This is a genomic window from Staphylococcus sp. 8AQ, from assembly GCF_902506595.1.
Taxonomy (GTDB): Bacteria; Bacillota; Bacilli; order Staphylococcales; family Staphylococcaceae; genus Staphylococcus; species Staphylococcus pasteuri.
On record NZ_LR733871.1, the window covers coordinates 455,052 to 472,084 of the forward strand.

The 17,033-nt window shown below is 30.6% G+C and carries 11 protein-coding genes; 8 read left to right on the forward strand and 3 right to left on the reverse strand.

Annotation, left to right across the window (positions count from 1 at the left end; genetic code table 11):
- Positions 1-197 precede the first annotated feature (197 nt).
- Positions 198-1,577, reverse strand: a complete 1,380-nt coding sequence (argH, locus tag GVY01_RS02435; protein WP_108016850.1) for an argininosuccinate lyase — start codon at positions 1,575-1,577, stop codon at positions 198-200.
- A complete protein-coding gene (locus tag GVY01_RS02440) occupies positions 1,570-2,772 on the reverse strand; it encodes an argininosuccinate synthase (RefSeq protein ID WP_046466509.1) in 1,203 nt (400 codons plus the stop codon). The genes argH and GVY01_RS02440 overlap by 8 nt, the downstream gene beginning before the upstream one ends.
- A gap of 323 nt (positions 2,773-3,095) precedes the next feature.
- Here GVY01_RS02440 and GVY01_RS02445 point away from each other — a divergent pair, with 323 nt between their 5' ends.
- The 8 genes from GVY01_RS02445 (at position 3,096) to GVY01_RS02480 (ending at position 15,611) form a co-directional block, all read left to right on the forward strand.
- Positions 3,096-4,427, forward strand: coding sequence for a glucose-6-phosphate isomerase (locus tag GVY01_RS02445; protein WP_017637419.1), 1,332 nt, complete (start codon positions 3,096-3,098; stop codon positions 4,425-4,427).
- A gap of 205 nt (positions 4,428-4,632) precedes the next feature.
- Entirely contained in the window at positions 4,633-5,208 is a 576-nt protein-coding gene (locus GVY01_RS02450; RefSeq protein ID WP_159333787.1) for a TVP38/TMEM64 family protein, read from the forward strand.
- 4 nt (positions 5,209-5,212) lie between these two features.
- Positions 5,213-5,734, forward strand: coding sequence for a signal peptidase I (lepB, locus tag GVY01_RS02455; RefSeq protein ID WP_017637417.1), 522 nt, complete (start codon positions 5,213-5,215; stop codon positions 5,732-5,734).
- Positions 5,735-5,752: 18 nt separating this feature from the next.
- Positions 5,753-6,328: a signal peptidase I gene (gene lepB, locus GVY01_RS02460; protein WP_017637416.1), complete on the forward strand. Its 576-nt coding sequence runs from the start codon at positions 5,753-5,755 to the stop codon at positions 6,326-6,328.
- A gap of 462 nt (positions 6,329-6,790) precedes the next feature.
- On the forward strand, positions 6,791-10,261 hold the full coding sequence (gene addB, locus GVY01_RS02465; protein ID WP_017637415.1) for a helicase-exonuclease AddAB subunit AddB: 3,471 nt from the start codon (positions 6,791-6,793) through the stop codon (positions 10,259-10,261).
- Positions 10,258-13,917: a helicase-exonuclease AddAB subunit AddA gene (gene addA, locus GVY01_RS02470; protein ID WP_017637414.1), complete on the forward strand. Its 3,660-nt coding sequence runs from the start codon at positions 10,258-10,260 to the stop codon at positions 13,915-13,917. Before addB ends, addA begins: the two co-directional genes overlap by 4 nt.
- A gap of 135 nt (positions 13,918-14,052) precedes the next feature.
- On the forward strand, positions 14,053-14,955 hold the full coding sequence (locus GVY01_RS02475) for a fumarylacetoacetate hydrolase family protein (protein WP_017637413.1): 903 nt from the start codon (positions 14,053-14,055) through the stop codon (positions 14,953-14,955).
- 254 nt (positions 14,956-15,209) lie between these two features.
- A complete protein-coding gene (locus tag GVY01_RS02480; RefSeq protein ID WP_017637412.1) occupies positions 15,210-15,611 on the forward strand; it encodes a YisL family protein in 402 nt (133 codons plus the stop codon).
- A 67-nt stretch (positions 15,612-15,678) separates the two neighbouring features.
- On the opposite strand, the gene GVY01_RS02485 is transcribed toward GVY01_RS02480, so the two are convergent.
- A complete protein-coding gene (locus tag GVY01_RS02485; RefSeq protein WP_017637411.1) occupies positions 15,679-16,995 on the reverse strand; it encodes a CoA-disulfide reductase in 1,317 nt (438 codons plus the stop codon).
- Positions 16,996-17,033: the final 38 nt, after the last annotated feature.

A 17,033-nucleotide genomic window follows, 5' to 3' on the forward strand; every position in this document is an offset into this window, starting at 1 on the left:
GACCTTTCCAATAATTTTAAAATACTTATCAATTATACTATAAGTTGTATAACAATATAATGTTTATTTTTAAAAGTTGGTAAACTATTAAGTATAAATATAAAAAAAGTGGTGTCTACGCAAAATGAAAAAGCCTAAAACAAAGCAATGTCTCAGGCTAAAACTTTATAATTCTGAACGACTTCCTACAAAATAACTTATGATTTTAATAATTTTTCAGCAACTGATAGTTGATGTTTAACTGCATCTTGACCAGTCGAACCATAACTTTTACGTCGTTTTAAACAATTTTCTGGTTTTAGATAATCATAAATATCAGATTCTATACTCTGGTGATAGGATTGATAATCTGTTAAAGGCACATCGAGTAAATAAATACCGTTATTAATACAATCTAATACAATTTTTCCAACAATCTCATGTGCAGTTCTAAATGGTACATTTTTACTTACAAGATAATCAGCTAATTCTGTTGCATTTGAAAAGTCTTTTGTAACTGTTTCATTAAGACGATCAGTATTAACAGTCATCGTATCTAACATGCCATCGAAAATTTTGAGTGAACCTTTAATTGTATGGATAGCATCGAATAAACCTTCTTTATCTTCTTGCATATCCTTATTATAAGCTAATGGTAGGCCTTTAAGTGTAACTAACATACTCATTAAATGACCTGTTGTACGACCCACCTTACCTCTAATTAATTCTGCCATATCTGGATTTTTCTTTTGAGGCATAATAGACGAACCAGTAGAAAAAGCGTCTGATAACGTAATGAATTTTGCTTCATCAGTGGACCAGAAAATAATTTCTTCAGAAAATCTTGATAAATGAACCATAGTTAATGAAATATTATGCAGTGTTTCGACAATATAGTCACGATCACTGACAGCATCTAAACTATTTTCATATATAGCACTAAAATTAAGCAGTGATTGTGTTTCGTGACGATCAATAGGATGTGTTGTTCCGCTTAATGCTGCAGCACCAAGAGGGGAGATGTCGATTCTTTTGATGCTATCTTGGAATCGAGATTTATCACGCTCTAACATCCAAAAATAAGTCATAATATGATGCGCGAAAGATATCGGCTGAGCACGTTGTAAGTGCGTATAACCTGGCATAATTGTGTCTATATGGGTATTAGCAATTTTTAATATCGTTTGCTGCAATGATTTAATTAATTCAATAATTTCTAGAACTTCTTCTTTAGTGTATAAATGCATATCAGTAGCGACTTGATCATTTCTGCTTCTACCAGTATGAAGTTTACCGCCAACTTCTCCTACACGTTGAATTAGCTCATGTTCAATGTTTAAATGAATGTCTTCTAGCGATGCTTTAAATTCAATTTTATTTTGATGCGCATCTACTTGGATTTCTTTTAAGCCTTCTATAATGGTTTTGGCATCATCTTGACTAATAATATGTTGATTAGCGAGCATTGTTGCATGTGCAATGCTACCTTGAATATCTTGGTCTATTAAATTTTTGTCGAAATCAATTGATGCATTAAAGTCATCAACCCAATCTTCTGGTTGAGCTTCGAATCTTCCTCCCCAAGCTTTTTTACTCATTACTGTAGCCTCCATGTAACATAGAATTAACTTGCGTTGGTAAACCATAAATATCGATAAATCCGACAGCTGCTTCTTGATTAAACGCATCTTCTTTTGTATAAGTAGCTAACTTTTCATCGTATAAAGTATAAGGTGATTGTCTACCATTTACGATAGCATTGCCTTTGAATAATTTAACTCTTACATCTCCTTCGACATATTGTTGTGTACTGTCAATAAATTGTTTTAGGCTATCAGTTAAAGGTGAGAACCATAAACCATTATATACTTGTTCAGAAAATTGCTTTTCAATCACTGGTTTAAAGTGTGCAACGTCTTTAGTTAAAGTAATTGTTTCAAGTGCTTTATGAGCTTTTAAAATCACTTCTGCACCAGGTGTTTCATAAATCTCTCTTGATTTTATGCCGACTAATCTATTTTCAACATGGTCAATTCTACCAATACCATGTTTACCAGCTAATTGATTTAAATAAAGGATTAAATCGTCTAAATCATAATCTTTGCCATCTATTTGAACAGGTATACCATTTTTAAATGAAAGAATAATTTCGTCGGATTCATCAGGTGTATTTTCAAGTGCATTCGTTAAATCAAATGCATCTTCAGGTGGGGCAGCATAAGGATCTTCTAAGATACCGCACTCGTTAGCTCTACCCCATAAATTTTGATCAATTGAGTAAGGAGAATCATGATTAATTGATACTGGAATATTATGTTTGATTGCATAATCAATTTCTTCTTCACGACTCCATGCCCATTCTCTTACAGGTGCAAATGCTTTTAGTTTTGGATTAAGTGCTTTAATTGCGACTTCGAAACGTACTTGGTCATTACCTTTACCAGTACATCCATGAGCAATACCGACTGAATTTGTTTTTTCAGCAATTTCTACTAACTTTTTAGAAATTAGTGGACGTGATAATGCTGATACTAATGGATATGCATTTTCATACATTAAATTACCTTTAATAGCATAACTTACATAATCATCACTAAATTCCTTTGTAGCATCAATAATATGACATTCTACTGCGCCCATTTTTAACGCTTTTTCATGTACAACATCTAAGTCTTTTCCTTCTCCAACATCTAAACAACATGCTACAACATCGTAACCCTTATCTATTAACCATTGTACTGCTACGCTTGTGTCTAATCCTCCAGAATATGCTAAAACAATTTTCTCTTTCATATTTACACCTCAAATTATTTTCAGAATTTTAATATAAATTCATCATAACAGACTGCTAATGAAAAATAAACCATAAAACTACATAAATATACATTTAATAGATGAGGTGTTTTCAATATTATCTTTAATATATACTGATATAAAAGAATTTTTAAAGTTATTAAATTTTTAGAAAAATGCATATTGTATTGATAAGAGATTACATTTGGAAACTGAAATGACACTGAAAGTTCATTTTTAATAGTAAAAAGGAGACTTGTGAATTGAATAGCAAATATAAACTTAGTAGAATTAAAGTAGTAAAAACATAGGAGGCTTTTTAGATGACTCATATTCAATTAGATTATGGTAAGACTTTAGAATTTTTTGGAGAACATGAATTAGAACAACAAAAAGATATCGTGAAAACATTACACAAAACGATACATGAAGGTACTGGCGCTGGAAAAGATTTCCTTGGTTGGGTTGATCTTCCTGTTGATTATGATAAAGAAGAGTTTTCAAGAATTGTAGAAGCTTCTAAACGTATTAAAGCCAATGCTGATGTATTAGTTGTTATTGGTATCGGTGGTTCTTATTTAGGTGCACGTGCCGCTATTGAAATGCTTACTTCTTCATTCAGAACAAATAATGACTATCCTGAAATTGTATTTGTAGGTAATCACTTATCTTCTAGTTATACAAAAGAATTAGTTGATTATTTAGCAGATAAAGATTTTTCTGTAAACGTCATTTCAAAATCAGGAACAACAACTGAACCAGCAGTTGCTTTCCGTTTATTTAAACAATTAGTAGAAAATAAATATGGTAAAGAAGAAGCTAAAAAACGTATTTTCGCTACTACTGATAAGAAAAAAGGTGCTTTAAAACAATTAGCTACAAATGAAGGTTATGAAACATTTGTAGTACCAGACGATGTTGGTGGACGTTATTCAGTATTAACAGCCGTTGGTTTATTACCAATTGCAGCTGCAGGTATTAATATTGAGGCAATGATGATTGGTGCAGCAAAAGCACGTGAAGAATTATCTTCAGATAAATTAGAAGAGAATATTGCTTATCAATATGCTACAATCCGTAACCTTTTATATAGCAAAGGCTACACTACTGAAATGTTAATTAACTATGAACCTTCTATGCAATATTTCAATGAATGGTGGAAACAATTATTCGGTGAATCTGAAGGTAAAGACTTTAAAGGCATTTATCCTTCAAGCGCGAACTATACTACAGATTTACATTCATTAGGACAATATGTTCAAGAAGGCCGTCGCTTCTTATTTGAAACAGTTGTTAAAGTTAATAATCCTAAACATGATCTTACAATTGAAGAAGATAGTGATGATTTAGATGGATTAAATTATCTTGCTGGTAAAACAATTGATGAGGTAAATACTAAAGCATTTGAAGGTACATTATTAGCACATACTGATGGTGGAGTTCCTAATATCGTTGTTAATATTCCTCGATTAGATGAAGAAACATTTGGATATGTTGTTTACTTCTTCGAATTAGCTTGTGCTATGAGTGGATATCAATTAGGCGTAAATCCATTTAATCAACCTGGTGTTGAAGCTTATAAACAAAACATGTTTGCATTATTAGGTAAACCAGGATTTGAAGAAATGAAAAAAGATCTTGAAGCACGTCTATAATCTATAAAAAATATATTTTATAATGAATAAATGTTATAATTATAAGGCTAGGACTAACTTGTCCTAGCCTTTCATGTTGTAAAGTGGTTTTGTTTTCTCAAACTTCAGATGTATTTATTGCTTTAAAAGAAGATTGCTATTTCAAAATACTATAATTACAACTATAATAAATAAGGTAATGTTTACCAAGAAAGGATTTGATGTTTTGTCGTTTGAACAATTAGAAGAATGGTTTGATTTATTTCGGCAATTCGGATATATTCCTGGGTTTGTGCTAATATATTTTAGAGCAATCATCCCCATTTTACCCTTAACGCTTTATGTCATTTTAATTATGCATACATATGGTGCGGTCGTAGGCATTATAATTTGTTGGCTAGGCATTGTAGCAGGTACATTTACAATGTTTTTAATCTTTAAAAGGTTAGTCAATACTAAAAAAATGAAACAATTCAAAACTAAAAAGTCAGTACAAAGATTAATTAGTTTTATAGATAGACAAGGCTTAATACCACTATTTATTTTATTATGTTTTCCATTTACGCCAAATACATTGATTAATGTGGTAGCAAGTCTTTCACATATTAAAACAAAGTATTATTTTATCGTTTTAAAATTATCTAAATTGATTTCCATAACTGTATTAGGGATAATGGGTCGAGAGGTAACGACGATTTTCACTAATCCGATAAGAGCTATTGTGACGTTATTATTATTTGTCTTACTTTGGTTTGTAAGTAAAAAGGTAGAAAAACATTTTATGGGCTCTACTAAGGAGTGAAAAGTTGAAAACTGTTATTAAATATTTGATTTCCTTAATATTTGCGATTATTATTGTAATGTTCATTCAAACATTTATCATCAGAGGTGCTGTTGTACAGGATCAAAGTATGGCACCTACATTAAATGAAGGTGACCGATTGATTGTTAATAAAATTAAAGTCACATTTAATTTATTAGATACTGGTGACATAGTGATGTATAAAGATAATGGACGAATCCATTTTAGTAGAATAATTGGGAAACCAGGACAATCTATTGAAATTAGAAATAACAAGCTTTATCGAGACGATAGAGTAGTTCAAGATAAGTACGCTAAAAATAGAGATTTGAATAATGTTTCGTTAAGAAATATGAAACATTCAGATGGAGATATCATTTCACCCAAACACTATTTTGTATTAAATGATAACGATAGTGTAAAATCAGACTCAAGACGTTATGGTCTAATTGATAAAAGTAATATTATTGGTGATGTAAGTGTAAAATATTATCCGTTTGATGCATTTACGACAGACTTTAAATGAATATAAGAGGTGTGTAATTTGAAAAAGGAAATTATAGAATGGATTGTCGCCATCGCAATAGCAGTTTTGCTTGTATGGTTTATAAAGGATTTTGTTGGTCAACCTTATACAATTAAAGGTGACTCAATGGATCCAACATTAAAAGATGGGGAACGTGTTGGCGTAAACATTATGGGTTATAAAATTGGCGATGTGAAAAAAGGTAACGTCATTGTTTTCCATGCTAATAAAAAAGATGACTACGTTAAACGTGTTATTGGTACTCCAGGAGATAAGGTAGAATATAAAAAAGACCAATTATATATAAATGGTAAGAAACAGGATGAACCTTATTTAAATTATAATGAGAAACGAAAACAGATTGAATATATTACTGGTACTTTCCAAGTGAAAGATTTACCTAATGCTAACCCTAAATCAAATGTCATCCCTAAAGGTAAATACTTAGTATTAGGGGACAATCGTGAAGTAAGTAAAGATAGTCGTTCATTTGGTTTGATTAATAAAGATCAAATTGTTGGTAAAGTTTCATTCAGATTCTGGCCATTAAATGAATTTAAAGCTAACTTTAATCCAGATAATACTAAAAATTAATTTTGAAAGCGATAGACGCTAAGTCTATCGCTTTTTGTGTGTAAAATTGTGTAGATATATTAATGAATAAATATGTATAACGGAAAGTCATACTTTTTGTAAAACAAATTAGTATGACTTACCTAATAGTGATAGCTATTAGGTTCAATAATGTAATTCTGTGAAAATGAAGTGAACTTAAAAAATAGAAATAAGTTACAAATTGGCAGTAGTAGACTGATAAAGTAATTCTTTTTCTTTAGAAATTAGAATTACTTATGCATGAGTGTTAACTCATGTAATCCTTAGTTGAACACTTTAGCTAAAGCTAATGTGTAAGTATCATTAAACTATTATAAATAGTAGTGATACTTTACTAACTTAGTCAACCTTGCCGGGGCGAGACTACGAAATAAATTTTGTAAAAATGTTATTTCTGTCCCGCTCCCATGTTAAAATGTTGTCAAAGGAGTGAGGGTTGTTATGGAATTAAATGCATATATAGGGAGAGCTGGGACAGGGAAGTCTACAGCTATGGTTAATGAAATCAAAGATAAAATGAAAACTGACCCACTTGGTGATCCAATTATTTTAATCGCTCCAACTCAAAGTACTTTTCAATTTGAACAAGCATTTGTTAATGATTCAACATTAAATGGAAGTTTGAGAACAGAGGTACTTCACTTTGAAAGATTAAGCCATAGAGTGTTCCAAGAAGTTGGGGGATTTACGGAACAACGATTATCTAAAGCGGCAACTGAAATGATGATTTATCATTTAGTACAACAATATCAATCAGATATGAAATTATATAAATCACAAGCCAAATACTTTGGGTTTAGTGAGAAATTAGCCGAACAAATTCAAGATTTTAAAAAATATTCTGTCTTACCTGAATATATTGATGAATTTCTAAATACACACGATATTCAAACCAGAACTAAACATAAATTAGAAGATATTTCTTTAATATATAAACAATTTGAGTCTCGAACTCACGGCAATTTTATTACAGTTGAAGATTCGTTACGAAAATTTATCGAACAAATGGATAAATCTGAATGGCTAAAACGCTCAGAAATATACATAGACGGTTTCCATAACTTTTCAACTCTTGAATACGAAATGATTCAAGCATTAGTAAGAAATGCTAAAAAAGTAACGGTATTATTAACTACTGATGGTAATCAAGATGCTTTCAGTTTATTTAGAAAGCCATCTGAAGTTTTAAATCATTTAGAAGAGATTACTCAAGATTTACATATTCAACTTCAAAAGCGTTTTTTCAAAGAAGTCTATCGATTTAATCATAATGATCTAAAAGCTTTAGAATCCCAATTCAACGCATTACAACTAACGCCTCAACAAAATCAGGGGCATATCGATATTCTTGAATCTTCAAGTATGAGAGAAGAAATTAATGAAATTGCAAGACAAATTCTTAAAGATACACGTGATAACCAATTGAGATTTCAAGATATTGCAATCTTATATCGAGACGTATCATATGCCGATTTATTTGAATCTATTTTACCGCTATATCAAATTCCTTTTAACATAGATACAAAACGTTCAATGACACATCATCCTATTATGGAAATGATTCGTTCACTAATCGAAGTAATCCAAACTAATTGGCATATCAATGCAATGATGCGTTTATTGAAAACAGATGTGCTGACTAACCAATATAAAAATAGTACACACCTAATAGATTTATTAGAAAATTTTGCTATAGAACGTGGTATTTATGGAAAAAGATGGTTAGATGACGATTTATTTAATGTAGATAATTTTAGAAAAATGGGTCGTAAAGAACATCAACTTACACAAGAAGAAAGAGAGACATTCGAACAAGTTGTTAAATTAAAAAATGATGTGATTGATAAAATTCTTCATTTTGAACAAGCAATGAATGAAGGTAACACAGTTCGTGAGTTTGCTACTGCATTTTATGAAAGTATGGAATATTTTGAATTACCCAATCAGTTAATGACACAACGAGATATTTTAGATAATGATGGTTACCATGAAGAAGCTGAAGAAATTGATCAAATTTGGAATGGTTTAATTCAAATACTAGATGATTTGGTAACTGTGTTTGAACATGAAAGCATGACATTAACTCGCTTTTTAGAAGTATTTGATATTGGATTAGAACAATTAGAATTTGTGATGATTCCTCAAACACTTGATCAAATAAGCATTGGTACGATGGATTTAGCTAAAGTAGATAATAAAAAGCATATCTATCTTGTCGGTATGAATGATGGTTCTATGCCTCAACCTATTTCTTCTTCAAGCTTAATTAGTGATGATGAGAAAAAATTATTCGAACAAAATGCTCAAATAGAATTAAGCCCAACGTCAGATATCTTACAAATGGATGAAGCATTTGTATGCTATATTGCTATGACTCGTGCAACAAATAGAGTTACATTTTCATATAGCTTGATGGGATCATCAGGTGATGAAAAAGAAATGAGTCCATTTTTAGCACAAATAAAAGATATTTATGACAATTTAGATGTAATAAATATTCATCAAATGCATCAAGAACATCCTATTTCATTAATTGAGCATGTTCATCAAACAAAAATTAATTTGTTTGAGTCACTAAGAGCTTGGTTAGATGAAGAAATTGTAGCAGATACATGGCTTGATGCATATCAAGTAATGAGTGACGATGAGCGTCTTAATGAGGGATTGGATTATTTAATCACTTCGTTAACTTACGATAATGAGACGAAGCAGCTTAGTGAAACACTGGCACAGGATTTATACGGTAAAACGATTAATGCGAGTGTATCTAGATTCGAAGGGTATCAACAATGTCCATTTAAACATTTTGCTTCACATGGTTTAAGATTAAATGAGCGAACAAAATATGAACTACAAAACTTTGATTTAGGTGATATTTTCCATTCTGTATTGAAATATATATCTGATCGTATAGATGGAGACTTTAAACATCTTGATCAGAAAAAAATCAAAACATTAACATCAGAAGCGCTTGAACAAATTTTACCTAAAGTTCAATTTAATCTATTAAATTCATCAGCTTATTATCGTTATTTATCCAGAAGAATAGGCGCAATTGTTGAAACAACTTTAAGTGCTTTGAAATATCAAGGAGACTATACGAAATTCAAACCACAACAATTTGAAACGGGCTTCCGTAAATCACCTAAATCTGATGAAGAATTGATGGCTAAATCATTAACAACTACACAAGGTGTTCCTATTAATATACGTGGTCAAATTGACCGAATAGATACTTATACAAAAGAAAATCAAAGTTACGTTAATATCATTGACTATAAATCATCAAAAAATAGTGCAACACTTGATTTAACAAAAGTTTACTATGGTTTACAAATGCAAATGATGACTTATATGGACATCGTATTACAAAACCAAGAAAGATTAGGCTTAACAGATATCGTTAAACCAGGTGGCTTACTATACTTCCATGTTCATGAACCAAGACTCAAATTGAAAAATTGGTTAGAAATTGATCAAGAAAAATTAGAAAAAGAGCACATTAATAAATTTAAGATGAGTGGATTAGTTAATAGTGATGAAAATGTGTTAGATGCTTTAGATATTAGATTAGAACCTAAATTCAAATCTGATATTGTGCCAGTTGGTTTAACTGCTAAAGGAACAATAAATAAAGCTAGTAGTCAGGTTGCAGATGAAAACACTATTTACAAATTTATAGAACATAATAAAAAGAATTTTATTGAAACGGCAAGTCATATTATGGATGGACATACAGAAGTAGCACCACTCAAATATAAACAAACATTGCCATGCCAATATTGTAGTTACCAATCTGTTTGCCATGTAGATGGCATGATTGATAGTAAAAGATATCGCACTGTTGATGAGTCCATTAATCCAATAGAAGCGATTCAACAAATGGAAGAAAATGGAGGTGGAACTGAATGATACCTACGAAACCACAAGATGTTATTTGGACAGATGCACAATGGCGCAGTATTTATGCCAAAGGTCAAGATATTTTAGTAGCTGCAGCTGCTGGTTCTGGTAAAACAGCTGTACTGGTTGAAAGAATTATTCAACGTATTTTAAGAGATGAAATTGATGTAGACCGTTTACTAGTAGTGACATTTACTAATTTAAGTGCAAGAGAAATGAAACATCGAGTTGACCAACGTATTCAACAAGCTTCGATTGAAGATCCAAATAATGAACACTTGAAAAATCAGCGTATCAAAATACATCAAGCTCAGATTTCCACTTTACACAGTTTTTGTTTGAAATTAATTCAACAACATTATGACGTACTAGATATTGATCCTAATTTTAGAACGAGTAGTGAAGCAGAAAATATCTTACTTTTAGAACAAACGATTGATGAAGTGTTAGAGCGACATTATGATTATTTGAAACCAGAATTTATTGATTTAACTGAACAATTATCAAATGACCGTAGTGATACACAATTTAGAAGTGTAATTAAACAACTTTATTTCTTTAGTATTGCAAACCCGAATCCTCAAGAATGGTTAAATCAACTTTCAACGCCATATATGGATGAATCACAACAAGATGAGTTATTAAAATTATTAAATGATTTGGCAATGATTTTTATAAATGCTGCGCAAGAATCACTTGAAAAAAGCTATGAGTTATTTTCAATGATGGAAAGTGTAGATAAGCAGTTAGAAGTCATAGAATCAGAACGACGATTTATGAGTCAATTATTTGAAAATGATACATTACAAATTGAAACGCTTATAAATCATCAATTTGCAAGTAGATTTCCAGCTATAACAGCAAAAATCAAAGAAGAAAATGCCATGATGGTAGATGCATTAGAAGATGCGAAAGCTGCGTACACTAAATATAAAGATATGATTACTAAAGTTAAAAGTGATTATTTCTCAAGAACTGCAGAAGATTTGAAACATGATATGCAATTGTTAGCGCCAAGAGTTTCATATTTATCAGATATTGTGAAAGATGTCATCAATGAATTTGGGAAACACAAACGCCAAAGAAATGTATTAGACTTTGCGGATTATGAACATTTTGCTTTACAAATTTTAACTAATGAAGATGGTTCACCTTCACAAATTGCTGAAATGTATCGTCAACATTTTTCTGAAATATTGGTTGATGAATACCAAGATACTAACCGTGTTCAAGAGAAGATTTTATCTTGTATCAAAACAGGTGAAGAATCTAACGGGAATTTATTTATGGTTGGTGACGTTAAACAATCGATTTATAAATTCAGACAGGCCGATCCAAGTTTATTTATCGAAAAATATAATCGTTTTAATACTGAAGGACAAGAAGCTGGTATGCGTATAGATTTGTCTCAAAACTTCCGATCCCGTAAAGAAGTATTATCTACTACAAACTATCTATTTAAACACATGATGGATGAAGAAGTAGGAGAAATTACTTATGATGAAGCGGCACAATTATATTATGGTGCGCCATTTGACGATGTTAATCATAATGTCGAATTACGTACAATGGTTGAAGCGAGTTCTGAAGATAGTGATTTAACTGGTACAGAACAAGAGGCTAATTATATAGTTGGGCAAGTTAAAGACATTTTAGACCATAAAAAAGTATATGATATGAAATCTAATTCATATCGGCCTGCGACATATAAAGATATCGTTATATTAGAACGTAGTTATGGTCAAGCGCGTAATTTACAGCAAGCTTTTAAAGATAATGATATTCCATTCCATGTGAACAGTAGAGAAGGTTATTTCGAACAGACAGAAGTACGACTTATATTATCGTTTTTACGTACAGTTGATAATCCGTTACAAGATATCTATTTGGTTGGATTAATGCGCTCAGTTATTTATCAATTTACAGAAGATGAATTAGCAAATATTCGTGTATTTAGTCCTAATGATGATTATTTTTATCAATCAATTCATCAATATATTAATAATGATGTTGCTAATAAAAAGTTAGTTAAAAAGTTAAAACGCTTTTTAGATGATATTCAACACTATCAAGAATATAGCCAACGTTATCCGGTTTATCAATTAATTGATAAATTTTATAACGATCATTTTGTTATTCAATATTTTAGTGGATTAATAGGTGGTAGAGGGCGTAGAGCGAATTTATATGGACTATTTAATAAGGCTATTGAATTTGAAAACTCTAGCTTCCGTGGATTATATCAATTTATTAGATTTATAGATGAGCTAATTGATAGAGGTAAAGACTTTGGTGAAGAAAATATTGTAGGGCCAAATGATAACGTAGTACGAATGATGACAATTCATAGTAGTAAAGGTTTAGAGTTTCCATTTGTCATATATTCTGGTTTATCTAAGAAATTTAATAAAACAGATTTAAGAGGACAAGTTGTTTTGAATCAGAAATATGGATTAGGGATGGATTACTTTGATGTAGAAAATGATATTGCTTATCCATCGTTGTCTTCAGTCGCTTATTCTGCAATAAATGAAAAAGAGATGATTTCTGAAGAAATGCGTTTAATCTATGTAGCATTAACAAGAGCCAAGGAACAATTGATATTAATAGGTAGAATTAAAGATGAAAAGGAATTAGATAAATTAGAAAGATTGCCTATTTCGGGAAATCATATCGCTGTTAATGAACGTTTAACTGCATCTAATCCATTTACAATGATTTATAGCATATTATCAAAATATCAATCGTCTAGTATTACAAATGACCAAAAATTTGAAAAAGATGTTGAACAATTGGATAGTAATGTAAAACCAAGAGTGACATTATTTATTGATCATTTCGAAGATATTTCTACAGAGATTGCAACTACTGATCAAGAACATAGAAGTATAGAAGATATTGAAATGTATCAAAGTGGAAACGAAGATGTTAAAGCTAAAATAAAAGACAAGTTAACTTTCGAATATCCTTATTTAGTCGACACTGAAAAACCCTCTAAACAATCTGTATCAGAATTAAAACGACAACTAGAAACGGAAGAAAGTGGTACTAACTATGATAGAGTGCGACAGTATAGAATAGGTGTCTCAACATATGAACGTCCTAAATTTTTAAGTCAACAAGGAAAACGCAAAGCGAATGAAGTCGGTACATTGATGCATACAGTAATGCAACATTTACCATTTAAGAAAGAAAGAATGACTGAAGATGATTTAGATCAATATATTAATCAGATTATAGATAAAAATATCATTGAATCTGACGCAAAAGAAGATATTAGATATAAAGAAATTATGCGTTTTATAAATAGTAATTTGTATTTAGAAATAGCAAACGCTGATCAAGTTTATAGAGAATTACCTTTTGTAGTGAATCAATCTAAAGTTGACCAATTAGAACTGAAAGATGAAGACGTTTCAATTATTCAGGGGATGATTGATTTAATATATGTTAAAGATAAACAATATTATTTTGTAGATTATAAGACAGATGCTTTTAACCGTCGAAAAGGATTGACAGATGAAGAAATCGGTCAACAATTGAAAGATAAGTATCGCATACAGATGAAGTATTACCGCAATACATTAGAAACGATTCTTCAAACTAAGGTCAAAGGTTATTTATATTTCTTTAAATTTGGCATGTTAGAAATTGATGATAATTAAGATACCCTTACTTACGGATAATTTGAAAAAAGAAATATGTAGAAACTTTCTTAATTTTCTTACTTATATATTTGTTATTTCATGGTCATAACAGTTATAATATGTATTAAGATATAGATGAGGAGTTGATTATGAATGAAATTTTTATCATTCAAGCATAATGACAGAACTTCATATGGTGTTAAAGTTAAACGTGAAGATGCTGTTTGGGATTTAACATTAGTATTTGCAGATTTTGCAGAAAGTGATTTTCATCCGAAAACATTATTAGCAGGATTACAACAAAACCAAACGTTAGATTTCCAAGAACAAGTACGTAAAGCAGTTGTAGCTGCTGAAGATAGCGGTAAAGCTGAAGATTATAAAATTTCATTTAATGATATTGAATTTTTACCACCGGTTACTCCACCAAATAACGTTATCGCATTTGGTCGTAACTATGAAGATCATGCAAGTGAATTAAACCATGAAGTACAACGATTATATGTTTTCACTAAAGCAGCATCATCATTAACAGGTGATTTAGCAACAATTCCAAATCACAAAGATATTACTGATCAATTAGATTATGAAGGCGAGTTAGGTATTGTAATTGGTAAATCAGGAGAGAAAATTCCTAAAGCATTAGCGTTAGACTATATTTATGGATATACAATTATCAATGATATTACTGACCGTAATGCCCAAAATAACCACGACCAAGCATTCTTATCTAAAAGTTTAACAGGTGGTTGCCCAATGGGACCATATATCGTAACTAAGGATGAACTACCTACACCTGAAAACGTTAATATTGTTACTAAAGTAAACAATGAAATTCGTCAAGATGGTAACTCAGGAGAAATGATTTTAAAAATTGACGAATTAATCGAAGAAATTTCTAAATACGTTGCTTTACATCCAGGAGATATTATTGCTACTGGTACGCCAGCTGGTGTTGGTGCTGGTATGCAACCTCCAAAATTCTTACAACCTGGTGATGAAGTTAAAGTAACTATCGATAATATTGGTACGTTAACTACTTACATTTCTGAATAAGATTAAACTAGTAATAATCAATTAGATTATTTAGTTATAGGCCTGGGACATAAACAAATGTCTCAGGCTATAATTTTGTATGGGCATAGGGTTAGCGTTTTATATTTCTGTACTACTCTCATTATTTTTGTTTATTAATATGACGAACAATCTCTAAAATGGGGAATAAATTGTATACTTATATCATTTAAAATAAATTATTCGTTTTGTGGTATCATTAGTTAAGTAAAATTTTAAGTGGGGGGAACATTAATTTGTTACATGTTCATATTTTAAGTTGGGTATTAGCAATTATTCTTTTTATTGCTGCATACTTAAACGTTTCTAAAGCACAAGGAGCTACACCATATTTTAAACCATTACAAATGGCATTAAGATTGTTTATGATATTAACATTAATTTCTGGTTTTTGGGAATTAATTAAAGAATTTGCTGCAGCCAGTAATGGTGAAGGTGGCAATCATATGCTTTTAACATTGAAGATGTTATGTGGTTTAGGTGTTATTGCATTAATGGAAATTTCTATTACTAAAAGAAAGAAACACGAAGATTCTACAAAATTATTTTGGAGTACTATTGTCTTAATTATTATAACAATGGCAATTGGTGTTATTCTTCCTTGGGGTCCTATCTCAAAAATGTTAGGTTTAGGATAGGTCATTAAATTATTTATAAAATAAAAAACATGCAAAACGGTTTTAATTAACCGTTTTGCATGTTTTTTTATTGTGCTTTATATCCAATCATATTAATAAGATCTTTAGGATGACTATAAGGTGGGGCATACGCAACTTCAAACTCTGTTAATTCATCAACAGTCATATTATTTTGCATGGCCATAGATAATACATCAATACGTTTATCAGCACCTTCTTGACCAACTGCAGCTGCACGTATGATTTTTCTAGTATCCTGATCAAAGTATACTCTCAAATGTAATGGTGTATTTCCTGGGTAATAACCTGCATGTGCGCCTTGTTTAGTTTCTACCATTTTATAATTGAATTGAGATAATTCTTCAGGTTTAACACCAACGCTAGCAAACGTATAATTGAAAAATTTAACAATATTAGATCCAAGATATCCTTTAAATTTAACATTATCGTTTCCTGCAAATTGTTCAGCAATAATACTCGCAGCACGATGTGCGCCCCAGGCTAGAGGAACATTTGCTTTTAAATCAACATGTCTGTAATGTGAAGTAATGACATCTCCAAGAGCATAAATATTATTTATATTTGTTTGGAAAGCATCATTCACTGGAATAAATCCCTTTTCATCAAGTTGAACGTTAGAATTTTTTACAAAATCAGAGTTAGGCTTAGTACCTATACCTTCAATAATGATATCGTAGTCTTCTTTTTTTCCTGATTTGAATGTAATTTCATTACCATTTATATCAGCAATTTCTTCATTTAAACGATATTGAATATGTTTATCTTTTAATTCATCAAAGATAGGTTGGTTCATATCTTGGTCCATTAATTTATTTACCTGTTCAGAACGATGAATAAGTGTGATATCTAATCCTCTATGATATAAATTTTCTAATACTTCTAATGAAATGTATCCAGCACCTACAATTAATGCTTTTTGAGCATTATTTTTATCAATATATGAATTGATAGCGTCTGTATCTTCTAAATTTCTTAATGTGAAAGCTATATCTGTATCAAAATTAAGTCGATTTGCACTACAACCAGGGCTTAAAATTAAGTAATCATATGATTCTTCAAATGATTCATTTGTATTTTTATTTTTAACGGTTATAGTTTGTTTAGCATCGTTAATAGCAATGACTTCATGATACGTTTTAACTGATATTTGTTTTTTATCAAAAAACTTATCCGGAGTATAAGCTAACACTTTTTCTCTTTCAGTAATTGTATCACTCAAATAGTAAGGCAATGCGCAGTTGGCAAAGCTCATATCTCTATCTTTTTCAAAAATTATAATCTCGCTTTCAGAGTCTAAACGTCTAATTTGACTTGCACAAGTTGCACCACCTGCAACTGCACCGACGACAACTATTTTACTCATGCGGTTATCCCCCCTGATATAATAAAATTCTGAGACAG